Origin of the sequence: Amycolatopsis jejuensis (genome assembly GCF_000717335.1) — a bacterium.
GTDB lineage: Bacteria > Actinomycetota > Actinomycetes > Mycobacteriales > Pseudonocardiaceae > Amycolatopsis > Amycolatopsis jejuensis.
Window position 1 is genome coordinate 55,517 of record NZ_JNYZ01000019.1, and the last position, 21,476, is coordinate 76,992.

Sequence of the window (21,476 nt, forward strand, 5' to 3'; positions counted from 1 at the left end):
GGGACGGCGACGGCCCCGGGGGTCACTCCCCGGGGCCGTGCAGTCGCGCAGAGCAGCGTTACGCCGCGATCGTGGACGCCAGCTTCGGCGCGCCGATCGTGGTACGCAGCGTGGTGTTCATCCGCGGAGCAGGCTGAAGCCGCAGGTCGGAGAGGTCGTCGCCGATCAGCTCGGACACCAGGCGGCCGCCCTCGAACCCGCCGGACGCCGCGTCGCGGTCGGCCACCGCGTCCCGCGGAGTGGTCTCCACCTCGTCCACCACCGGGGCGACCTCGACCTTGTCGAGGGCCGACACGTCGGCGGCGACCTTGTGCAGCAGCTCGCCCAGCGGAAGGTCCAGTGCGGAGCAGATGGACGCCAGCAGCTCGCTCGAAGCTTCCTTCTGGCCGCGCTCGACCTCGGACAGGTAGCCGAGGCTGACCCGGGCGGACCGGGAGATGTCACGCAGCGTCCGACGCTGGTTGGTGCGGGCATGACGGAGCCGATCACCGATCGCCTCACGCAACAGCACGGTCATCACGCGCCTCCCTTCCCGAACAGGTGCCTCCTACGTTACCCAGAGCGGCGCCCCGGGTGCAGGACTTGACACGTGCGTACGCCAAGGGCGAACGCCCCTTTCAGTCTAGATGTTCCCCGAGCAGCGCGAACGCGGCGCGGACCGACGCGACGCGGATCGTGTCGCGATCACCACCCTCGGCAAGCTCACGCACCGTATCCACGCCAGGCCCGCTGAGCGCGACGTACACCGTGCCAGGCGCCACGCCGTCCTGCGGATCCGGCCCGGCGACCCCGGTGAGGCCAAGCCCCCAGGTCGCCCCGCAGCGCGTCCGCGCGCCCGTGGCCAGCTGCGCAGCCACCTCCGGGTGGACCGCGCCGTGGTCGGCCAGCAGCTGCGCGTCGACTCCGGCCAGCGTGGTTTTCAGCTCGGTGGCATAGACCACGAGCCCGCCCCGCAGGACGGCGCTCGCCCCGGGTACCCCGGCGAGCGTCGCGCACACCAGCCCGGCGGTGAGCGACTCCGCCGTCGCCACGGTTTCCCCCCGGCGTGTGAGGATCGCCACGAGGTCGCGGGCTTCGGGCATCAGGATCCCGTCGCGCGGCGGCCGGCCGCGCGCAGCCGGATCGCGCGGATCAGGTAGTCGACGCCGGTGATCACGGTGAGCGCCACGGCGAGGCCCATCAGCGCCCAGCGCGCCGGGTCCGCGGCGGCCGAAAGCGGCAGCAGGTACACCACGATCGCGAGGATCTGCGTCATCGTCTTCGCCTTGCCGCCGCGGCTGGCCGGGATCACGCCGTGCCGGATCACCCAGAACCGCAGCAGCGTCACGCCGATCTCGCGCACCGCGATCACGATCGTGACCCACCAGGCCAGCTCCCCCAGCACGCTGAGCCCGACGAGCGCGGCGCCGATCAGCGCCTTGTCCGCGATCGGGTCGGCGATCTTGCCGAAGTCGGTGATCAGCCCGTAGCGGCGGGCGACCCAGCCGTCGACCTGGTCGGTGGCCGACGCGATCGCGAAGAGCCCGGTGGCGATCGCCCGCCAGGTGGTGTCCACGCCGTCGCCGGTGAAGAGCGCCAGGACGAAGAGCGGGACCAGCACGAGCCGCGAGATGGTGAGCAGGTTCGCGAGGTTCAGCGTGGGGACCGGCGTCGCGTCGGGCACCTGGGCACCCCCTTCCGGCCCGGCCGGGGACGCGGCGCGGGGCACGCCCTCGCCTGCCCCGCTGGGCACCGCATTCACCGGCCGTGCTCCGGTACCGGGCGGACGATCAGGTCGACCCCGGCGGAGTCGACCACCTCGCAGCGGACGAGATCGCCCACCGCGAGCGGTTTGGTGTCGTCCGACTCCAGGATGACGCATTCGCCGTCGACCTCGGGTGCCTGATGCGCGGCACGGCCCACGGCGTCGTCGCCATCGGCACCGTCGTTCTCCACCAAGACGTCGACAAAAGTGCCGATCCGGTCCTCGGCGCGCTGCGCGGTGAGCTCCTCGACCAGCGCCGAAATCCGCGTGACCCGCTCGGCGACCTCCGCCGGGTCCAGCTTTCCGTCGAACGTTTCGGCCTCGGTGCCGTCCTCGTCGGAATACCCGAACACGCCGACCGCGTCGAGCCGGGCGCCGGTGAGGAACCGCTCCAGCTCGGCCAGATCCTCGGCCGTCTCGCCGGGAAAGCCCACGATCACGTTGGTGCGGATCCCCGCTTCCGGCGCGTACTCACGGATCTGCTCGGTGAGCGCGAGGAACGAATCCGTGGAGCCGAACCGGCGCATCCGGCGCAGCACCTGCTCGCTGGAGTGCTGGAACGAGAGGTCGAAGTAGTCCGCGACCCCCGGCGTGGTCGCGATGGCCTTCACCAGCTGCGGCCGCGTTTCGGCAGGCTGCAGGTACGACACCCGGACGCGCTCGATGCCGTCGATCTCCGCGAGCCGCGGCAGGAGCTGCTCCAGCGCACGCGTGCCGTCTCGGCCGAAGTCCTTGCCGTACGACGTGGAGTTTTCACTGACCAGGAACAGTTCCTTCACGCCGTTCTCGGCCAGCCACGCGGCCTCGGCGACCACCTCGTCCGGCTGCCGCGACACGAACGACCCGCGGAACGACGGGATCGCGCAGAACGAACAGCGCCGGTCACAGCCGGACGCGATCTTCAGCGCCGCCACCGGCGCGTCGTCGAGCCGCGTGCGCAGGACCCGCGGGCCCCAGCCGTGCTGCGCGTGCCCGGGTACCTCGACCTCGACCGCCGCGGCCGGGCGCTGCACCGGGCTGATCGGCAGCAGTTTCCGCCGGTCGGACGGGGTGTGCGAGGCGATCGTGCGACCGGCGACCACTTCGTCGAGCCGGTCGGACAGCTCGGCGTAGTGGTCGAAGCCGAGCACTGCGTCGGCCTCAGGCAGGCTGTCGGCCAGCTCGTGCCCGTACCGCTCCGCCATGCAGCCGACCGCGACCACCTTGCGGCCGGTGTCGGCGGCGGCGAGCAGCGTGTCGACCGAATCCTTCTTGGCCGACTCCACGAACCCGCACGTGTTGACCACGACGACGTCCGAGTCCTCGGGATCGGCGGCCAGCTCCCAGCCCCCGGCGGCGAGCCGGCCCGCGAGCTCCTCGGAGTCGACCTCGTTGCGGGCGCAGCCCAAGGTCACGAGCGAGACACGGCGGGTACGAGCGGACTCAGCGGCTGGGGAAGGCACGACGTTCAGGGTAGCCGTCGCGGCCGGGCACCCCGGCGACGGCGTCACCCTGACGGGGCCGCCGCCGGGCTCACCACTGCAGCTCGCGCTTCAGCTGCTTGACCGCGATCGGGGCCAGCGTGGTGTGGAAGGTCGCGGTGAGGTGGTTGTCGTCCATGTACACCAGCACGTTCCCGACCACGGCGCGGCAACGGCGGTCGTCGCAGAAGTAGTCGGTGAAGTCCATGAAGGTGACGTTGTCCGGGACGTCCGCTGCCCTTTCGTACGACGGGACCTCCGGCACCGCGGCCGCCCGCGGGGTCGAACACGCCAGGTCGCCAGGGCTCCGCTGGGCCACGCAGGCGGCCAGGTTGAAGGAGTACCGCGGGCTGTCTCGCAGCGCGACCACGGGGATCCCGGCGCGGTCGAGCCGCGACCAGATGTCGACGAAGCCGTCCGGGGTCCGTTCGTGGAGGCCGGGCTTGGAGTTGATGCTGGCGAGGGTGATCACCGCGTCGGGGCGCGTGGCGAGGATCTCGTCGGTGGCGGCCTTGTTCCAGTCCTGGCAGCCCTTGTCCCCGGGCATCAGGTCGGAGGTGGCCGAATACGGGCAGGCGCCCTTCAGCATCGTGGACACCTGCCAGCCGTCGGAGACGACCGCGGGCAGGTAGGTCGCGAGGTACTGCTGGATGTGCGAATCCCCGACGAGGACCACCCGCTTGCGCGGCTTCCGGGCCGGATTCTGCGTGCAGATCTGCAGTTCCTTGCTGCGCGGCGAGATCCGGCACCGGTCCGGCGGCATCCGGGCCCAGTCGTCGGTGAGCTGGACGGTGGGCGGCAGGATCGCAGGCGACGGCTCGCCGCGGTAGGTGAAGCCCTGCGCATGCGCGACCGCGCCCGGGTGGTCCGGGTCGCCGACCGCGATCTCGAAGTTCGCCTCCGCGCTGCTCACGCCCTGCCAGATCCCGCTCGCGACGAGCACCGGGGCGAGCGCGAGCACGCCGAACCGATAGGCGCCCCACGAGTGCACCGTGCCGATCTTCGACCGCCGGATCGGATCCTCGATCAGGTGATACGTGAGCATCGAGAGCACGAACGACAGCCCGACCACGACCGTGCCGCCGAGCAGGCCGACCGCCACCCGCTCGCGGGCGACGAGGTAGAACACCAGCACCGGCCAGTGCCACAGGTAGAGCGAGTAGCTGAGATTGCCCAGGTAGCCCAGGAATTTCGAGCTGAGCCAGCGGTCCGCGCCCACCCCGCTGCCGGTCTGCCCGGCCACCAGCACCAGCCCGGCCGACAGCGTCGGCCACAGCGCGACGAAACCGGGGAAGACCTGGTCGACGTCGAGCAGGACCCCGCACAGCACCAGCCCGGCCACGCCGATCCAGCCGAGCGCGATCCGCAGCAGCCGCGGCAGGCTGACCGCGTCGAGGAACATCGCCATCAGTCCGCCGAGCGCGAACTCCCACAGCCGGGTGAAACCGTGGAAGTAGGCCAGCGGCTGGTCGGCGGCGGTCAGGTAGATCGAATACGCGAGCGAGACCGTGAACACGGCCAACAGCAGCAGGTTCACCGTGCGCCGCAGCGACCAGCCTGCCCGGCGCACGAGCAGCCCGAGCGCGACGAAGACCAGCGGCCACAGCAGGTAGAACTGGCCCTGGATGGACAGCGACCAGAAGTGCTGTACCAGGCTTGCGCTGTTGTGCTGGGCGAAGTAGTCCACCGAATCCGCGGCGAGCTGCCAGTTCTCGTAGAAGAGCGCCGACGCGACGACCTCGCGGATGGTCTGGAACCAGCGGTCCTGCGGCAGCAGCAGCTGGGAGACCACGACGACGGTCAGCAGCACCGTCATCGCGGCCGGGAAGAGCCGTTTGATCATCCGGCCCCAGGTGGCGCGCAGGTCGATCCGGCCGCGCAGCAGCGCCCGGTAGAGCTGGCCGGTGATCAGGAAGCCGGAGACCAGGAAGAACACGTCGACGCCGCCGGAAATCCGGTCGAACCACACGTGGTACACGACCACCAGCACCGAGGCGAGCGCGCGCACGCCCTGCAGCTCGGGGCGGAACCGGGCCTGGGCGCCGGGTCCCGGCGGTGGTTTGCCGGACCGCGCCGGCGCGGCCACGGTGGTGCCGGACATGCGCATCCTCCCAAGGGCCGGTAGCCGGCCGGACCGCACCGGCTACTGGTCATGTGCGCCCACTAGCTATACGTGACACCTCGCGGCCAAGTGCAACCGGGGTCCGAGGCGGAGCCGACGCCGTCCCCCGGCCGGTGCGCTCGATATCGTGACCGGGTGCCGCTCGATTCCCCCCGTCCGTCCGTCCGCCGCGCGCGGATCGCCGACGTCCGCAAGATCAAGGCCCTCGTCGACTCCGACGCCGGCCGCGTGCTCCTGGAGAAGGACCTGGTCACGCTTTACGAGGCGGTGCAAGAGTTCTGGGTCGTCACCGGGGAGGCGGAGGAGGTGCTCGGCGCCGCCGCGCTGCACGTGCTCTGGGAGGACATCGGCGAGCTGCGCACGGTGGTGGTCGACAAAGCCGCCCGTGGCCACGGGATCGGGCACGCGCTGGTCGGCCGGCTCGTGCAGGAGGCCCGCGAGCTGGGTTTGAAGCGGCTGTTCGTGCTCACCTTCGAGACGTCGTTCTTCTCCGGCCACGGGTTCGTCGAGATCGACGGCGCGCCGGTGTCGCACGACGTGTACGAGGAAATGCGGCGTTCGCTCGACCCGGGGGTCGCGGAGTTCCTCGACCTGCCCTACGTCAAGCCGAACACCCTGGGCAACTCGCGGATGCTGCTGGACTTCACGACAGACGCAGGGTGACCTGGTCGCCCGTCGAACTCACGTCGAGCAGCTCCACCCTGACCGCGGCATACGTCGTTTCGCGCGGGCCAGGGTGGTCGGTGTGCAGGTGGACCCCCATGCGCTCGCCGCGTCCGGGCTCGGCGAGTACCAGCGCCACCACCGCGTCCCCCGCGACGAAGCACTGCAGGCCCGGGCGGCAGCGGGAATCCGAGACCAAGCCGCGGTAGCGCACCGTGAAGTCGCGCCCGGCGACCTGGACCTCCTGCCCGCGGGTGAGCACCACGTCGCGGTCCGGTTCCGCGGCCCGCGGCTGTTGTGCGAGGGCGACCGAACAGCCCGCGCCCGCGGTCAGCGCGACGGCCGTCCCGATCCCGGCCGCGAGTTTCCTGACGTCCATGTGCCCCGGACGGGACCGGACCGCCGCGGGGTTGCACGCGCGGCTCAGAAGTCCTCGTCCTCGCCACCGGCCGCCGGTGCGTCCCCGCCCCGGATCATGAACAGCACCGACTCCAGCTCCTCCGGCTTGATCAGCACGTCACGGGCCTTCGAACCCTCCGACGGACCGACGATGCCGCGGCTTTCCAGCAGGTCCATCAGCCGTCCGGCCTTCGCGAACCCGACCCGGAGCTTGCGCTGCAGCATCGACGTGGACCCGAACTGCGAGGTGACGATGAGCTCGGCGGCCTGCAGCAGCACGTCGAGGTCGTCGCCGATGTCCGGGTCGATCTCCTTCTTCTCGCCCGCCTTGGCCGCGGTGACGCCGTCGGTGTAGTCCGGCTGCGCCTGCTCCTTGGCGAAGTTGACGACCGCGGAGATCTCCTCGTCGCCGACGAACGCGCCCTGGATGCGGACCGGTTTCCCGGCGCCCATCGGCAGGTAGAGCGCGTCGCCCATGCCGATCAGCTTCTCCGCGCCCGGCTGGTCGAGGATGACCCGCGAGTCGGTGAGCGACGACGTGGCGAACGCCAGCCGCGACGGCACGTTGGTCTTGATCAGGCCGGTGACGACGTCCACCGACGGCCGCTGCGTGGCCAGTACCAGGTGGATCCCCGCCGCGCGGGCCTTCTGGGTGATGCGGACGATCGCATCCTCGACGTCGCGCGGCGCGGTCATCATCAGGTCGGCGAGCTCGTCGACGATCGCCATGATGTACGGGTACGGCCGGTACTCGCGTTCGCTTCCCGGCGGCGCGGTGATGTCGCCCGAGCGCACCTTGGCGTTGAAGTCGTCGATGTGCCGGACCCGGTTGACCTGCATGTCCTGGTAGCGCTGCTCCATCTCCTCCACCAGCCAGGCCAGCGCCGCGGCGGCCTTCTTCGGCTGCGTGATGATGGGCGTGATCAGGTGCGGGATGCCCTCGTACGGCGTCAGCTCGACCATCTTCGGGTCGATCAGGATCATCCGGCACTCGTCCGGGGTCGCCCGGGCCAGCAGCGACACCAGCATCGAGTTGACGAAGCTCGACTTACCGGAACCGGTGGAGCCTGCCACCAGCAGGTGCGGCATCTTCGTGAGGTTCGCGGTGACGAACTGGCCCTCGATGTCCTTGCCGAGCCCGACCAGCATCGGGTGGTTGTCCTTGACCGTGGTGGGCGCGCGCAGCACGTCGCCGAGGCGCACCATCTCGCGGTCGGAGTTCGGGACCTCGATGCCCACCGCGGACTTGCCGGGGATGGGCGCGAGCAGCCGGACGTTGTCGGTGGCCACCGCGTAGGCGATGTTCTTGGTGAGCGCGGTGATCTTCTCGACCTTCACGCCGGGTCCGAGCTCGACCTCGTACCGGGTCACCGTGGGCCCGCGGGTGAAGCCGGTGACCTGGGCGTCGACGTTGAACTGCTCCAGCACGCCGGTGATCGCCTCGATCATGGCGTCGTTGGCCTTGCTGCGGGACTTCGGGGCGTCGCCGAGCTTGAGCAGGTCGGGCGGCGGCAGCGCGTAGTCGCCCTCGACTGCGCGGGTGACCGACATCGCCGGTTCCGGGGCCTTCTTGGGCTTCTTCTCCGGGACCTCGGCGGGCGGCGCGGGTTTGGGCGGGCGGATCGGCATGGCCGGTTCGGCGAGCGCAGCGTCGAGGTCGAGCTGTTCGCCGTCCTTGTCGCCGGTGCCCTGCCGCCGCCGCGACGGCTTGCGCAGCCGGACGGCCTTCGGATCGGTCTCGGTGACCGGGTCCGGTTCTTCTCCCTGCTGTGCGGCCTCGTATTCGGCGAGCTCCTCCTCGTCGAGACCCCAGGTGCGCAGGCGGTGCGGGATGTCGCGGACCGGGGTGCCGGTGAAGACGAGAATGCCGAACAGCAGCGCGAGAATCAGCAGCGGCACCGCGACCCACGTGGTGACACCCTGGGTGAGCAGCCCGCCGGAGAACGCGCCGATGATGCCGCCGGCGTACATCCGGCCGTCGTTGGTGTCCGGGAGCGCGGTGAAGATGTGCAGCATCCCGAGCACGGACAGCACCACGAGCAGGGTGCCGATGACCATCCGCGGCCGGGTTTCGGGCTGCGGTTCCGACCGCATCAACGCAACCGCGACCACCAGCAGCACCAGCGGAAGCGTGACCGCCCCCGCCCCGAGCACGGTCCGCGTGGCGACCTCGACTCCCGCCCCGATCGGCCCCGCGGCCCGCCACCACACCCCGACGGCGGCGACGATGGCGAGCGCGATCAGGCCGAGCGCCAAGCCGTCGCGCCGGTGTTCGGGCTCGAGTTCGCGGGTGCGGCCTACGGTGCGGGCCAGCGAGCCGAGACCCTTGGCCGCGAGGTTCCAGGTGCCGCGCACCCCGCGCCCGAAGGCACCGGACTTGCGCCGGGACGTCCGCCGCGCCGGTCGTGACCTGGATCCCGACCTGGCCTTCGCGGTGGCCTTGGCCGCAGCCGACCTGCCGGACGACGTGGACCGTGGCTTCGCGGGCGTACGCGAACCCCGCGCCGGTGCCTTCCCGCCGCTTCCCGCCGTACTCCGCTTCCTCGTCGCCGACCCAGCCATGCCTCCACGGTAACGGCCCGGAGGCGATAGTCCCACGTGCCACTCGCAGCACAGGGGAAACAATCGCCACGGCTCCCCCGGGTAACCACCCGATCAGGGGTAGGCGGGCGCGGAGCAGGGACCAGCGGGGCGGCTTCCGCGCTCCGTGAAGGGAACCATCACGGAATCTGATTCCGTGATGGTTCCCTTCACGGCCTTGACAAGCACCTGACCTGCGGCGACGGACTCCATCGCAACCAGGGTGTCCCCCGCCGGATCACCGCGTGAAATGCTCTCCCGCATGTTCGCGCTGCATCAGGACGATGTCCCGCGCCGTGCTCCGGCGATCTGGCGGACGATGCTGAACATCGACCGCGGGCTGGTGAACTTCGTCGGGCGGCTCACCGTGTCCGGGGCGGTGCCGCGGGAGCTGCGCGGCAAACCGCTGCTCATGGTGGCCAACCACATCGGCGTGTTCGACGCGTTCGTGCTGATGGCGGCATGCAAGCGGATCGGCATCAACCCGCGGTTCATGCTGGCCGGCGGGATCCTCGACGCGCCGGTGATCGGGCCCGCGCTGCGGGTCAGCGGGCATCTGCGCGTGGACCGCAAGCAGGCGTCCACCGCGATCGGGCAGTTCGCCGAGGCCGCGCAGGAGCTGCGGACCACCCGCGAGCCGATCATCGTCTACCCCGAGGGCCGGATCAGCCACGACCCCGGCCTCTGGCCCGAACGCGGCAAGACCGGCGCGGCCCGGCTCGCGCTCGCCGCGGGCGTGCCGGTGATCCCGATCAGCCAGTGGGGCGCGCACGAGGCGGTGTACTGGGGCACCGAAACCGTGAACGGACCGGCCGACCTGGTGCCGCTCGCCCGCTCCGGGCTCAGCGCGCCGCTGCGCCGGCCGCGGTTCCAGGTGCACTTCGGCGCGCCGGTGGACCTCTCGGCCGTCGAGCCGGAGCGGCCGGGCGCCGGGGTCCGCGCGCACGCCAAGATCATGCAGGCGATCACCGACGGGCTGATCCCGCTGCGCCGCGGTGAGCTCGACAAGCCGCGGTTCCACGACCCGACGCGGCCCACCGACACCGTCAGCCCCTGGAAACCGTCCGGATCATGAGACGGCGCCGCAGGCCCCACTAGGGTCTCGGGACGTGAGCACCCGCATTCTCGTCGTCTACTACAGCGCCACCGGCAACACGGCCGCCCTCGCCGGGGCCCTCGCCGAAGGCGGCACCGAAACCGGCGCACAGGTGCGGGTCCGCACGGTGCCCGAAACCGCGCCCGCGGCTGCCGTGGCCGGCAATCCGCGCTGGCAGGCGTGGGTCGACGCCGGTCCGCACCACGACCTCGCCACGCTCGCCGACCTCGAATGGGCCGACGGCCTCGCGCTCGGCAGCCCGACCCGGTTCGGCGGGCCCGCCGCGCAGCTGAAGTCCTTTGTGGACACCACCGGCGGGCTGTGGGCGCAAGGGAAACTGGCCGACAAGGTGGCGACGTCGTTCACGTCGGCGTCCACCGCGCACGGCGGGCTCGAGGCGACCGTGCTGGCCATCAACAACATCTTCTACCACTGGGGTGCGATCGTGCTGCCGCTCGGCTACGCCGATCCGCACCTGATGGAGTCCGGCAACCCGTACGGCGGCTCGTTCGTCTCGCGCAAGTCGGCCGCGCCGGACGAGACCGCGCTGGGTGCCCTCCGGCTCCAGGGACGGCGGCTGGCGACGATCACCACGCACGTCGCAACGGGACTGAAAACCGCCGGATAACTCGGTTTCGCCGGGCGGCACTGGCTCAGTAAAGTCGCTCGGTGACCACCGAATTGCCCGTCACCGCGCCACCCCGGATCACCCACCGGGGCCGCGGGCTCACCCTCGTCGTGTTCGCCGCGATCTTCTTCAGCACGTCCGGCGCACTCGCGAAACCGGTCATGACCGCGGGGATGACACCGGAGCAGGTCACCACCATCCGGATCGGCTTCGCCGCGGTGCTCCTGCTGGTCGGTACCGCAATTTTCGCGCCGCGCACGCTGCGGGTGCGGCGTGGCGAATGGCCGATGCTGCTCGCGTACGGCGCGCTCGGCGTGGCGGGTACGCAGCTGATGTACTTCATCGCCGCCAACCGGATTCCGGTCGGGATCGCGATCCTGCTGGAGTTCACGTCGCCGGTGCTGATCGCGTTGTGGGTCCGCGTGGTGCGCCGCACCCATCTGCCGCGCGCGATGTGGTTCGGGATCGCGCTCGCGACCCTCGGGCTGGCGCTGGTCGCGCAGGTGTGGCAAGGGCTGCGGCTCGACGCGATCGGCCTGCTGGCCGGGCTCGGCGCGGCGGTCTGCTCGGCCGGGTACTTCCTGATCGGCGAGCGCGCGGTGGCCGAACGCGAACCGCTTGGGCTGGTCACCTGGGGCATGGTGATCGGCGGGGTGATCGTGTGCGTCACCGCGCCGCCGTGGACACTGCCGCTGGGGATGACGGGCCAGACTGTCGCCTTCGGACCCTGGACGCCGCCGTTGTGGCTGCTGCTCATCGGCCTGGTGCTGCTGTCCACCGTGATCGCTTACCTGGCGGGGATCTCCGCGCTGCGGCATCTGCCCGCGTCGGTGGCCAGCGTGGTCGGCCTCGCCGAACCCGTCGCCGCCGCGGCTTTCGCGTGGGCGCTGCTCGGCGAAGCCCTCGCCTGGCCTCAGGCGCTCGGTGCGGTGATCCTGCTCGGCGGCGCGTACCTGGTCCAACGGCAGACCGCCGCGGTCGCCTGACTCCACCTTTCGGTGGAGACGGGAACCCACCGCGCGCGGGATGTGTCTTACGTGCGGAACCGGGAAACTGGACCGGTCCACCGAGACCACCAGGGGGAACCATGAACAAGCCCAGCCGTGCCGAACAGCGCAGAGCCCGCAACGCGCTCGCCCGCCAAGCCGCAACCGTGGTGTTCGCGTTGCTGCTGGCGGGCGCGCGGCGCTGAGCCTTTTCGCAGAGCCTTTTCGCAGAGCCGGGGTCAGACCGGGATCACCGTGGGCACGATCATCGGGCGGCGGCGGTAGGTGTCGGCCACCCAGCGGCCCACCACCCGGCGCACGGCCTGCGCGATGCGGTGCGTGTCGGTGATGCCCTCGGCTTCCGTGCGGGCCAGTTCCATTTCCACGAGCGGCACCACGGCGTCGAGCGCCTTGGGGTCGTCGGAGAAACCGCGTCCGGAGATCGTGGGGCTGCTCTTCGCGCGGCCGGTGCTGGAATCCACCACCACGGTGATCGCGATGAAGCCGCCCTCGCCGAGCACGAGCCGGTCGGACAGCGTCGACTCGCCGACGTCACCCACGGACAGCCCGTCCACGTACACGTGCCCCACCTCGACGCGGCCCGTGCGCGAAGCCTTGCCGTCGACCAGGTCCACGACCACGCCGTCCTCGGCGATCACCACGTTGTCCGGCGCGACCCCGGTGCGCACGGCCAGCTCGCCGTTGGCGCGCAAGTGTTTCCACTCGCCGTGCACCGGCATCACGTTGCTCGGGCGCACCGCGTTGTAGAGGTACAGCAGCTCCCCCGCCGACGCATGCCCGGACACGTGCACCTTCGCGTTGCCCTGGTGCACCACGTTCGCGCCCAGCCGGGTGAGGCCGTTGACCACGCCGAACACGGCGGTTTCGTTGCCCGGGATCATCGAGCTGGCCAGCACCACGGTGTCGCCGGCGCGGATCGAGATCTGCCGGTGCTCGCCGCGGGCCATCCGCGACAGCGCCGAAAGCGGCTCGCCCTGCGAACCCGTGGACACGAAGAGCACCTTGCTCTCCGGCAGGTTGCTGGCCTGGTCGAGGTCGACGAGCAGGCCCTCGGGGACGTCCAGCAGCCCGAGCTCGGCCGCGATGCCCATGTTGCGGACCATCGACCGGCCCACGAACGCGACGCGGCGGCCGTGCCGGACCGCGGCCGCCAGCACCTGCTGCACGCGGTGCACGTGGCTCGCGAAACACGCGACGATCACGCGCTGGTCGACCTTGCGGATCACGTCGTCGAGCACCGGGCCGATGTCGCGCTCAGGCGTGACGAACCCGGGTACCTCGGCGTTGGTCGAGTCGACGCAGAACAGGTCGACGCCCTCGTCGCCGAGCCGGGAGAACCCGGCCAGGTCGGTGAGGCGGCCGTCGAGCGGGAGCTGGTCGAGCTTGATGTCGCCGGTGTGCAGCACGACCCCGGCCGGCGTGCGGATGGCGACCGCGAGCGCGTCCGGGATCGAGTGGTTCACCGCGAAGAACTCGAGGTCGAAGGCGCCGACCTGGCGCCGCTCACCCTCGCGTACCTCGATCAGCTTGGGGCGCTGGCGGTGTTCCTTGGCCTTGGCGGCGAGCAGCGCGTTCGTGAAGCGGGAACCGTAGATCGGCACGTCGGGGCGCAGCCGGAGGAGGAACGGGACGGCGCCGATGTGATCCTCGTGCCCGTGGGTGAGCACGAGGCCGTCGACGTCGTCGAGCCGGTCCTCGATCGCGCGGAAGTCGGGCAGGATCAGGTCGACGCCCGGCTGGTCGTCCTCGGGGAAGAGGACGCCGCAGTCGACGATCAGCAGCCTGCCGCCGTATTCGAAGACGGTCATGTTGCGCCCGACCTCGCCGATGCCACCGAGCGCGACCACGCGCAGGGCACCTTCGGGCAGTGGCGGCGGAAGGTGGGCCGGGCCGGGTCCGGCGGGTAATGAACTCACCGGGGCAGGGTACCGACGCTGGTGTGCGACGTGGGAGCGACGTACGCCGCTTGGGAATCGGCCTGCGCCACACGGGCACCGTGCCAGTCCGAGGCCGCGGTGTCCTCGAGCGGCACGCCACCCTGCGCGAGGTCGGCCGCGATCAGCTGGAACTGCTCCTCGGTGGCCGGGACGATCGGCAGCCGCGGGTCGCCGATGTCGAAGCCACGCAAGCGAAGCGCGGCCTTGACGAAGGTGACCCCGCCGACGCGCGACATCGCCCGCAACACCGGCAGCATCGCGCGGTGGTTGGTGCGCGCGGTGGACGTGTCCCCGCTCTCGTAGGCGTCGATCATCGCCCCGATCCGGCCGGCCACGACGTGCCCGATCACACTGACCACGCCGACGCCGCCGACCGAGATCCACGGCAGGTTGAGGCCGTCGTCGCCGGAGTAGTACGCCAGGTGGGTGCTGGCGATCACCTCGGAGCCGGAGATCAGGTCGCCCTTGGCGTCCTTCACCGCGACGATCCGCGGGTGCTCGGCCAGCCGCTGCAGCGTGTCGACCTCGATCGGCACGATGGAGCGCGGCGGGATGTCGTACAGCAGGACGGGCAGCTCGGTGGCGTCGGCGACCGTGGTGAAGTGCGCATACAGCCCGGCCTGGCTCGGCCGCGAGTAGTACGGCGTGACCACCAGCAGGCCGTGCGCACCTGCCTTGTCGGCGGCGCGCGCCTGCTCGATGCTGTGCGCGGTGTTGTTGGTGCCCGCTCCGGCGACGATGGTCGCCCGGTCGCCCACTGCCTCGACGACCGCGCGGATCAGCGTGACCTTCTCCTCGTCGGTGGTCGTGGGGCTCTCGCCGGTGGTGCCGTTGACGACCAGGCCGTCGTTGCCGAGGTCCACGAGGTACTCGGCGAGCTCCTGGGCCCGCTTCACGTCCAGCGCGCCGTCCCGGTCGAAGGGAGTGGCCATCGCGGTGAGCACGCGGCCGAACGGGCGTCCGGGCGCGGCGGCAGGTGGGGTGGACATGGTGACGACGGTACCTCCTTGCACCGACGAATTCGGCCCCGACCTGGTGTGCCACCGGCAACTGCGGAGAATTTCCGTTCCCGCCGCGCCTGCGGCGGAACATCTCGCGCGAAGCTACTTGACCTTGGTGGTGATCTGCGCCGGGATCTGTTCGTTGCCGGTGCGGGACAGGACGCAGTAGAAGTCCCGGCTCGGGCTGCCGCTGCCGCGCTCCGGCCGCAGCTGCCACTCCTGCTGGGTCGGCACGATGGCGCGGTACGACAGGTTCTCGCGCTGCTGTTCGGGCACGACCGCGGAGTGGAAGGTCGCCGCGCACCGCGCCTCGGCGGCCCGGCTGACCTCCTTGAGCCCCGGGTACGGCGCGGCTTTCGCGTCGTCGTCGCTCCAGCTCTCCAGCGGCACCGGCTCGGCGCTGTCGTAGACCTCGAGGGTGTGGTTCTTCTTGCAGTCGACGTTGTTGTCCGAGCTGATCACCACGCCCTGCTGGATCACCGCGTTGTAGCACCGCTCGTAGGAGGAGATCGAGGTCTTGAGGAAGCCGTCCGGGCCGTAGGTGACGGTTTCGAGCTGCTGCGGGTCCCCGGCGGCCGACCACACCGGGCGGCCGAGGAAGAAGCCACCGGCCAGGGCGGCGACGGCCAGCACGGCGACCGCGGCGACCCACCAGCCGGTCCGCTTCGGGCGCGGCTGGGGCGCGACCCGGGTCTGCTGGGGCATCGGCTGCGGCCCGGTCTGGCCCGCCGCGGTGGTGAGCATCGCCCGCGCCTGCGCTGCGGTGAGCCGGGCTTCCGGGTTCGCGACCAGCAGGCCGAGGATGACCGCGGCGAGCGGGCCCTGCGTGCGGGTGAGGTACGGGGCTTCGGTCATGATCGCGTGCAACGTCGCGGCCGTGGTGGCCCGTTCGAACGCGACAATGCCTTCGGCCGCGAAGTACAGCGTTGCGCCCAGCGACCACAGGTCCGATTCCGGCATCGCCTCGCGGCCCTGCACGCGCTCCGGGGCCATGAACGCGGGCGAGCCGACGATCATGCCGCTCGTGGTGAGGCGCGGGTCGTCGATGGCGTGCGCGATGCCGAAGTCGGTGAGCTTCACGCGGCCGTCCGGCGCGACCATGATGTTCGCCGGTTTCACGTCGCGGTGCACGATCCCGGCGGCGTGCGCGGCCTGCAGCGCGGCCAGCACCCGCTCCCCCACGATCGCGACCTGCCGCGCGGGCATCGGCCCGTGGTGGCGAACGAGGTCCGCCAGCGTGGGCGCCTCGACGAGCTCCATGACGATCCACGTGGTGCCCTGGTCGCTGACGACGTCGTACACGGTCACCACGGCCGGGTCGTTGAGCCGCCCGCCGGCGCGCACCTCGCGCAGGACGCGCTCGGAAAGCTGGGAGAACTCGGTCGCGTGCCCGCTGTTTTCCAGTGGCAGCCGCAGTTCCTTGATCGCGACCTGCCGCCCGATCACCTGGTCCTGCGCCCGCCACACGACGCCCATGCCGCCCCGGCCGAGCTCCCCGAGCAGCAGGTAGCGGCCGGCCACGACGCGGCCCGCGGGGGCCGGAAGGGTCGGATCGTGCGGGCGGGTCTGTTCGTCGGTCACGGGGGCGGGCTCCTCGGTCGGGTTCGCGCAGATGCTAGTCGGACCCTTTCGCGGTGCCGCCGGTTCCGTCCGGTTCTGCCGTGCTTTCAGCGCAAGTCCGTGAAGGGAACCATCAGGGAATCTGATTCCCTCATGGTTCCCTTCACGGACTCCGCTCAGCCGAGGAAAGTGAGCGCGATCAGCACGACGTTCAGCAGGATGATCACCGCGGCGATCACGCAGGCCAGCACGGTGGTGGTGCGGCGGTTGACGTCGGTGCCCATGAGCCCGCGGTCGGCGGTGAGCCGGATCAGCGGCACGAGCGCGAACGGAATCCCGAACGACAGCACCACCTGCGACACCACCAGCGCCGTACTCGGGTCGGCACCGACGGCCACCACGACGATGGCAGGCGTGAGCGTGGCGAGGCGGCGCAGCACGATCGGAATTCGCTTGCGCAGCAAGCCTTGCATGATCATCGCGCCCGCATACGCGCCCACCGACGTGGAAGCCAGCCCGGACGCCAGCAGCCCGATCGCGAACAACAGCGCGACCCCCGGCCCCAGCGCCTGGGCGACAGCCCCGTGGGCACCTTCGATGGAGTCGACGCCTTCCTGCCCCTGGAGATTCGTGGCGGCGACCAGCAGCATGCCCAGGTTCACCGCACCGGCGAGCAACATCGCGAACCCGACGTCGTAGCGCGTCGCCTTGAGCAACCGGCGCCTGCGCTGCGGGTCGGGAATCCCGTGCCGGTCGCGGACCAGGCCGGAATGCAGGTACACCGCATGCGGCATCACGGTGGCACCGAGCATCGCGGCGGCGATCAGGACGCTGTCGCTGCCACTGAACCGCGGCACGAGCCCCTGCGCAATCCCGGCCGCAGACGGCGGTTCGACGAACAAGCTCGCCAGAAACCCGACCGCGATGACCGCCAGCAGCCCCGTGACGACGCGTTCGAACGGCCGCTGGCCACCCCGGTCCTGCACCGCGAGCAGCACGAGCGACACGACGCCGGTGATCAGGCCACCGGCCAGCAATGGAAGGTCGAAGAGCAGGTTGAGCGCAATGGCCCCGCCGACGACCTCGGCCAGGTCCGTGGCGACCGCGACGACCTCGGCCTGCGCCCAGTACGCCAGCCGGGCGGGCCGGGACAGCCGGTCACGCAGCGCCTCAGGCAGCGAACGCCCGGTGACGAGCCCGAGCTTCGCGGACAGGTATTGAACGAGCACAGCCATGAGATTCGCCGCGACGATGACCCACACCAGCAGGTAGCCATAACGCGCCCCAGCGCTGACGTTGGCAGCGACATTGCCCGGGTCGACGTACGCAACGGCCGCGACGAACGCCGGCCCGAGCAGCGCCCCGCCCGCCCGCAACCGAGCCGCCCTGCGCGGACGTGCCGCTTCCGCCACCGTCATGCCGCCCACCTTCTGGTATAGGTCACCCCAACTCGAAGTTTAGGCATGCCGAACTTTGCCTGGCAAGAGTGGCCTGCGCCACCCCCGCCTCACGTTCCGTTCCGTTCCGTGAAGGTGGCCTTCACGGCCCCAGATTCCGTGATGGTTCCCTTCACGGACCTACATTCCGTGATGGTTCCCCTTGGGTTAAGCGTGGGGTACCGCCTCGGGCGGGTTGAGGTGTGGCTGCGCTGCTAGCCATGGTCGGCTGGCTCAGGCTCCGCGGTCACCGTTGGCGCTGGTCAGTCCCCGTTCTCTCGCGTAGGGCCACGGGCCGGTGATACTGGATGAGGAGCCAGACGAGTCACGAGAATTACTGCAGGTTCACGGAAACCTGCTGGCCAGCGCGAACCCTGCGTTAATGCCCAGCGCGACCTCTCGGCAGCCGCCCAACCCCCGGGACCTGCCCCAAGGCAGCAACCGTCACCTTGGGCTGCCGGACCATGGTTAAACCCAAGGGAAACCATCACGGCTTTTCACCCACCACCCCAACCGCCGCCCGCGCACTCACCAGGACCCGGGCACCCAGACCCGGCCCTGCACCCCGATACGAAGCCAAAACACGTGCGGAGGGTGCTTGTCAAGGCATCTTTCCCGCCTTGACAAGCACCCTCCGCACGTAGTCACAATTCCGGCTTCGGGGTGCCCCCACGCAACAATTCCCTAAAGCGGAACAACCTCAATCCGGACCAACCTCATGCCCCGCACCGCGAAACGCAGCCACCGCCCGCTCAAGATCATCAGCGCGCACCAAAATATGGTCCGTGTCGTAAGTAGACAACGAAAACAACGCAACCCCCGCCGCCGCCAGCTCCGACGCCAGCGCGGAAATGATCCCGGTCAGCGTGAACTCCAACGGCCCCCGCACGGTGAACAACCGCCAGCCGTCCTCGACCGTGCCACCGTCAGGCTCCCGCCCGGTCGGGCAGATCACCGACAACTCGTCGGGCGTCCGGGTAGCCGAGACGAGTGCAGGCTCCCCGGGTTCCAGGAGGTCGGCGGGAACCGGTGCGTCGGCAGGGAGCCGCACGACGGAGTACGGGCCGGGGCGGAGGTCGATCGTGAGGTGTTTCATTCAGCCTTCCAGCACCTTCGGGCTCGACGCGACCTCGGTGCCATCCGGCAGCGTCGACACGGTGAAGTCCGCGAACACGTTGGCAGCCGCCTTTTGCAGCTGCCGCAAGCATTCAATGGCCAGCGCACGGATCTCGACGTCCGCGTGCTCGGTGGCGCGCATCGCGATGAAATGGCGCCAGGCACGGTAATTCCCGGTGACCACGATGCGGGTCTCGGTGGCGTTGGGCAACACCGCGCGCGCGGCCTGGCGCGCCTGCTTACGACGCAGGGTCGCGTTCGGCGCGCAGGCGAATTTCTCCTCCAGACCGGCGAGCAGCGCGGTGTAGGCGTCGACGCTCGACTGGGTCGCCGCCACGAATTTCGCGTGCAGCTCGGGGTCGTTCGCGATCACGTCCGGCTCGGCGAACTCGGCGTTGCGCTCGGGGACGTACCGCTGCGACAGCTGGGAGTAGGAGAAGTGCCGGTGCCGGATCAGCTCGTGGGTGAGGGAGCGGGAGATCCCGGTGAGGTAGAAGGTGACCGACCCGTGCTCCAGCACGGAAAGGTGGCCGACGTCGATGATGTGCTCGAGGTAGCCGGCGTTGGTGGCGGTGGCGGGGTTCGGCTTCTTCCACGACTGGTAACACGCGCGGCCGGCGAACTCGGCGAGCGCCTGGCCGCCGTCGGCATCGGTGGACCACGGCACGTCCTCCGGCGGGAAGAACTCCGTCTTCGCGATCAGCTGCACCCTGGGCGGCACGGCCTCACTCCCCTCTCTCCCGGCTCCGCCAGCCTAACCGGCCGGGCGGGGTGACATCACCCGCGCCTTGACGTGACGTCATGATGACGCCATAGTGGTGTCATGGACTTGACGCCGTACATCGCGAACCTCCGCGAAGACCTCGCGAACACGGCCTCCGCCGGGGACGAGCAGACCCGGCGGGCGGCCGCCCTGCTGTCGTCGGCACTGGAGCCGTCGGTCCGGCTCACGCTGATGAACGCGCTGGCCGACCTGGCAGCCGAGGTGACGGCCGCGCTGCCCGGCCAGGTGGTGGACGTCCGGCTGGAGGGCCGCGACGTCCGCGTGGTCGTGACCGGAGCCGGGGAGCCACCCCGGGACGCGCCACCGCCCCCGCCGCCGCCACCCCCACCGCCGGTCGACGGCGGCGACATCTCGCGCATCACGCTGCGGCTGGTCGAGCAGATCAAGGGACAGGCCGAACAGGCAGCGGCGGCGCAGGGGGTTTCGCTGAACACGTTCGTGGCGCAGGCGGTGCAGGGGGCACTGGGCCAGGCGCAGCAACACCAGCAACGACACCAGCGGTGGCACGACAGCGGGGGTCATTCGGAGACCAAGCTGCACGGCTGGGTGGAAGGCTAGAAGGGGGATCACCATGGGCGAAAACAGGGAAGACCAGGGGAAAGACAACCGGACCGGCACAGGCTTCGACAACCGCGAAACCACGGCCGGCGAGGCTGGTTCCGGCGCTGCGAGTTCGGGCGAGGCGGTTCTGGGCGACGCAGATTCGGCCAAGCAGGGGTCATCTTCGGACCGCGTGGCCGGGGCAGGCACCGAGGCCACGAGCGCCGGAACCGGAGATACGGCAGACGCGGCTTCGGGAGCCGAGAACGCCGGAGCCGAGCCGGACGGCACACCCGGAGCGGAATCGGGTGCCGGTACACCGTCGGGCACCAAAGCTGGAGCTGCTTCCGGCGAGACCGGGCAAGAGCCCACTTCGGACACTCCGGCCGGACCCACGGCGGCGTCCACCGGAGAGTCCACTTCGGACACTCCGGCAGCGCCCGCTGCCGAGTCCGCCGACGGGTCCACTTCGGACGGACCCGGGCCGGATCACGGACCCTCCGTGCGGGTGCAGGATTTCGAGGCCGACGGACCGGTGGAGCTGGACCTCGGGGTCACGATCGGGCGCGTCGAGGTCGTGCTCGGGCAGGAGCCCGGCGTGACTGTGCGGCTCGAGCACGACTCGGGTGAGCAGCCGTCGTGGGTGAATGGGGTCAGCAGTCTGCTGTCGTGGGTCGGTGAGCGGTTCGGGGATCAGTTCGGGGGGCTGCCGGAGTACTCGGCGGCCGACGCGGTGCGGCAGGCGCGGATCGAGAAGACGGGCAACCGGGTCGTCGTGCGGGCGGCGAAGGCCTGGCAGTTGCGGAACGTCCCGGTGGCGGTGACGGTGCGCGCGCCGGCGGGGTCGCATCTCGAGGTGCGCGCCGGGTCGGCGGACGTCCGGGTGAGCGGCGCCGCAGGTCGCGCGGACATTCTCACCGGTTCGGGCGAGGTGTCGCTGGAACGCGCGGACGGCGCGGCAACCGTCCGGACGGGCACCGGGACCATCAAGCTCGGCCCGACCCTCGCCGGGCTGCAGCTGAGGTCCGGAAGCGGTTCGGTGGAGGCGTCGTCGATCGCGGGATCGGCCACGCTCGCCACCGGGACCGGCAACGTGTGGCTGGGCGCCGTCACAGGTGACGTGATGGCCCGCACTGGCAGCGGGGACCTGTCGGTGGCCGAAGCGGCTTCGGGATCGCTCGAATTGATCACCGGATCGGGTGAAGTGCGCGTGGGCATCCGCGGCGGCGTCCGAGCAGAGGTGGAATTGGCGTCGGCAGCGGGGCGAGTGTCGAGCGAACTGGACGTATCGGACACTCCGCCAGAGGGTGTGGTCGCGCTGAAGGTCCGCGCCCGCACCGGCACCGGCAACGCAGTCGTGACCCGCGCGGCGGGCTGACACCCCCGCACCCACCGAACACCCC

Annotated in this window: 20 protein-coding genes; 7 read left to right on the forward strand and 13 right to left on the reverse strand. The window is 70.7% G+C overall.

Annotated elements, in window-relative coordinates:
* Positions 1–58: 58 nt before the first annotated feature.
* From OO71_RS25195 to OO71_RS25215, 5 genes are all read right to left on the reverse strand, one after another.
* On the reverse strand, positions 59–517 hold the full coding sequence (locus tag OO71_RS25195; protein ID WP_033292367.1) for a helix-turn-helix domain-containing protein: 459 nt from the start codon (positions 515–517) through the stop codon (positions 59–61).
* Between the two features lie 100 nt (positions 518–617).
* On the reverse strand, positions 618–1,082 hold the full coding sequence (locus OO71_RS25200) for a CinA family protein (protein WP_033292368.1): 465 nt from the start codon (positions 1,080–1,082) through the stop codon (positions 618–620).
* Positions 1,082–1,741, reverse strand: coding sequence for a CDP-diacylglycerol--glycerol-3-phosphate 3-phosphatidyltransferase (pgsA, locus tag OO71_RS25205; RefSeq protein WP_033292369.1), 660 nt, complete (start codon positions 1,739–1,741; stop codon positions 1,082–1,084). The genes OO71_RS25200 and pgsA overlap by 1 nt, the downstream gene beginning before the upstream one ends.
* Complete coding sequence (gene rimO, locus OO71_RS25210; RefSeq protein ID WP_033292370.1) at positions 1,738–3,186, reverse strand: 30S ribosomal protein S12 methylthiotransferase RimO; 1,449 nt, start codon at positions 3,184–3,186, stop codon at positions 1,738–1,740. The genes pgsA and rimO overlap by 4 nt, the downstream gene beginning before the upstream one ends.
* A 70-nt stretch (positions 3,187–3,256) precedes the next feature.
* Complete coding sequence (locus OO71_RS25215) at positions 3,257–5,305, reverse strand: acyltransferase family protein (protein WP_084145266.1); 2,049 nt, start codon at positions 5,303–5,305, stop codon at positions 3,257–3,259.
* 156 nt (positions 5,306–5,461) lie between these two features.
* Here OO71_RS25215 and OO71_RS25220 point away from each other — a divergent pair, with 156 nt between their 5' ends.
* Positions 5,462–5,989, forward strand: a complete 528-nt coding sequence (locus tag OO71_RS25220) for an amino-acid N-acetyltransferase (protein ID WP_033292371.1) — start codon at positions 5,462–5,464, stop codon at positions 5,987–5,989.
* Here OO71_RS25220 and OO71_RS25225 read toward each other — a convergent pair.
* Both OO71_RS25225 and OO71_RS25230 read right to left on the reverse strand, forming a co-directional pair.
* Positions 5,970–6,368 (reverse strand): hypothetical protein, encoded by a 399-nt coding sequence (locus OO71_RS25225; RefSeq protein ID WP_033292372.1) that lies wholly within the window; start codon positions 6,366–6,368, stop codon positions 5,970–5,972. The genes OO71_RS25220 and OO71_RS25225 overlap by 20 nt on opposite strands.
* A 44-nt stretch (positions 6,369–6,412) precedes the next feature.
* Positions 6,413–8,743: an FtsK/SpoIIIE family DNA translocase gene (locus tag OO71_RS25230; RefSeq protein ID WP_245633768.1), complete on the reverse strand. Its 2,331-nt coding sequence runs from the start codon at positions 8,741–8,743 to the stop codon at positions 6,413–6,415.
* Here OO71_RS25230 and OO71_RS52365 point away from each other — a divergent pair.
* The 4 genes from OO71_RS52365 (at position 8,733) to OO71_RS25245 (ending at position 11,678) form a co-directional block, all read left to right on the forward strand.
* Positions 8,733–8,963 (forward strand): hypothetical protein, encoded by a 231-nt coding sequence (locus OO71_RS52365; RefSeq protein WP_245633769.1) that lies wholly within the window; start codon positions 8,733–8,735, stop codon positions 8,961–8,963. The genes OO71_RS25230 and OO71_RS52365 overlap by 11 nt on opposite strands.
* Positions 8,964–9,230: 267 nt before the next feature.
* Entirely contained in the window at positions 9,231–10,043 is an 813-nt protein-coding gene (locus OO71_RS25235; RefSeq protein ID WP_033292515.1) for a lysophospholipid acyltransferase family protein, read from the forward strand.
* A gap of 34 nt (positions 10,044–10,077) precedes the next feature.
* Positions 10,078–10,692, forward strand: coding sequence for an NAD(P)H:quinone oxidoreductase (gene wrbA / locus OO71_RS25240; RefSeq protein WP_033292374.1), 615 nt, complete (start codon positions 10,078–10,080; stop codon positions 10,690–10,692).
* Between the two features lie 41 nt (positions 10,693–10,733).
* The gene (locus OO71_RS25245; protein ID WP_033292375.1) at positions 10,734–11,678 is read left to right on the forward strand and encodes an EamA family transporter; all 945 of its coding nucleotides are present in this window, start codon (positions 10,734–10,736) and stop codon (positions 11,676–11,678) included.
* 239 nt (positions 11,679–11,917) lie between these two features.
* On the opposite strand, the gene OO71_RS25250 is transcribed toward OO71_RS25245, so the two are convergent.
* From OO71_RS25250 to thyX, 6 genes are all read right to left on the reverse strand, one after another.
* A complete protein-coding gene (locus tag OO71_RS25250; protein ID WP_033292376.1) occupies positions 11,918–13,615 on the reverse strand; it encodes a ribonuclease J in 1,698 nt (565 codons plus the stop codon).
* Positions 13,612–14,625, reverse strand: coding sequence for a 4-hydroxy-tetrahydrodipicolinate synthase (dapA, locus tag OO71_RS25255; protein ID WP_051792100.1), 1,014 nt, complete (start codon positions 14,623–14,625; stop codon positions 13,612–13,614). The genes OO71_RS25250 and dapA overlap by 4 nt, the downstream gene beginning before the upstream one ends.
* A gap of 114 nt (positions 14,626–14,739) precedes the next feature.
* Complete coding sequence (locus tag OO71_RS25260) at positions 14,740–16,218, reverse strand: serine/threonine-protein kinase (protein WP_033292377.1); 1,479 nt, start codon at positions 16,216–16,218, stop codon at positions 14,740–14,742.
* Between the two features lie 155 nt (positions 16,219–16,373).
* On the reverse strand, positions 16,374–17,615 hold the full coding sequence (locus OO71_RS25265) for an Nramp family divalent metal transporter (RefSeq protein WP_033292378.1): 1,242 nt from the start codon (positions 17,613–17,615) through the stop codon (positions 16,374–16,376).
* Positions 17,616–18,333: 718 nt separating this feature from the next.
* Complete coding sequence (locus OO71_RS25270) at positions 18,334–18,729, reverse strand: ACT domain-containing protein (RefSeq protein WP_033292379.1); 396 nt, start codon at positions 18,727–18,729, stop codon at positions 18,334–18,336.
* On the reverse strand, positions 18,730–19,470 hold the full coding sequence (thyX, locus tag OO71_RS25275; protein WP_033292380.1) for an FAD-dependent thymidylate synthase: 741 nt from the start codon (positions 19,468–19,470) through the stop codon (positions 18,730–18,732).
* 102 nt (positions 19,471–19,572) lie between these two features.
* Here thyX and OO71_RS25280 point away from each other — a divergent pair, with 102 nt between their 5' ends.
* Positions 19,573–20,091 (forward strand): toxin-antitoxin system HicB family antitoxin, encoded by a 519-nt coding sequence (locus OO71_RS25280; RefSeq protein WP_033292381.1) that lies wholly within the window; start codon positions 19,573–19,575, stop codon positions 20,089–20,091.
* Positions 20,092–20,575: 484 nt separating this feature from the next.
* Complete coding sequence (locus OO71_RS25285; protein ID WP_033292517.1) at positions 20,576–21,451, forward strand: DUF4097 family beta strand repeat-containing protein; 876 nt, start codon at positions 20,576–20,578, stop codon at positions 21,449–21,451.
* Positions 21,452–21,476: the final 25 nt, after the last annotated feature.

Coding starts and splice junctions, on each gene's coding strand:
- OO71_RS25195 (WP_033292367.1), bottom strand. CDS start 517: ATGACCGTGCTGTTGCGTGAGGCGATCGGTGATCGGCTCCGTCATGCC.
- OO71_RS25200 (WP_033292368.1), bottom strand. CDS start 1,082: ATGCCCGAAGCCCGCGACCTCGTGGCGATCCTCACACGCCGGGGGGAA.
- OO71_RS25215 (WP_084145266.1), bottom strand. CDS start 5,305: ATGTCCGGCACCACCGTGGCCGCGCCGGCGCGGTCCGGCAAACCACCG.
- OO71_RS25225 (WP_033292372.1), bottom strand. CDS start 6,368: ATGGACGTCAGGAAACTCGCGGCCGGGATCGGGACGGCCGTCGCGCTG.
- OO71_RS25235 (WP_033292515.1), top strand. CDS start 9,231: ATGTTCGCGCTGCATCAGGACGATGTCCCGCGCCGTGCTCCGGCGATC.
- dapA (WP_051792100.1), bottom strand. CDS start 14,625: ATGTCCACCCCACCTGCCGCCGCGCCCGGACGCCCGTTCGGCCGCGTG.
- OO71_RS25265 (WP_033292378.1), bottom strand. CDS start 17,615: ATGACGGTGGCGGAAGCGGCACGTCCGCGCAGGGCGGCTCGGTTGCGG.
- OO71_RS25270 (WP_033292379.1), bottom strand. CDS start 18,729: ATGAAACACCTCACGATCGACCTCCGCCCCGGCCCGTACTCCGTCGTG.
- OO71_RS25280 (WP_033292381.1), top strand. CDS start 19,573: ATGGACTTGACGCCGTACATCGCGAACCTCCGCGAAGACCTCGCGAAC.